Source organism: Oceaniferula flava (assembly GCF_016811075.1).
Lineage (GTDB): Bacteria > Verrucomicrobiota > Verrucomicrobiia > Verrucomicrobiales > Akkermansiaceae > Oceaniferula > Oceaniferula flava.
In genome coordinates this window covers 1-373 of sequence record NZ_JAFBGL010000050.1, presented here as the reverse complement: position 1 = coordinate 373, position 373 = coordinate 1, and the positions used below count along the sequence as shown (strand labels likewise).

Annotated in this window: 1 protein-coding gene; it reads left to right on the top strand. The window is 50.4% G+C overall.

Going from position 1 to position 373, the window contains the following annotated elements; genetic code table 11:
• Positions 1-65: 65 nt before the first annotated feature.
• Positions 66-373 (top strand): helix-turn-helix domain-containing protein (locus tag JO972_RS16780; RefSeq protein WP_309491242.1); only part of this gene is annotated, 308 nt, incomplete at its 3' end.

Sequence of the window (373 nt, the reverse complement as noted above, 5' to 3'; positions counted from 1 at the left end):
GGTATGAACCGAGCACATAGGTTACACATTGACTGAGGACATAGGTGACACTGGAATGGGCGATCATGCCCTGGAAAGAAGAGTCACCAATGGAACAAAGAGAAAGATTTGTGATCCTCGCGCAGAGTGATCGATATACGAAGACGGAGCTGTGTGAGCAGTTTGGAATATCGCGCAAAACGGGTCACAAGTGGCTGAAGCGATACGCGGAGGATGGCAAGAGTGGGCTTGATGAACGCAGTCGAGCACCGAAGTGTGTAGCCAACAGAACGGACAAAAGCGTAGAGCGCTTGATAGTGAAGGAGAAGCGTCTGCATCCGACGTGGGGGCCCAAAAAGCTACAGAGAGTGCTTGAGATAAAGCATGGTATTGA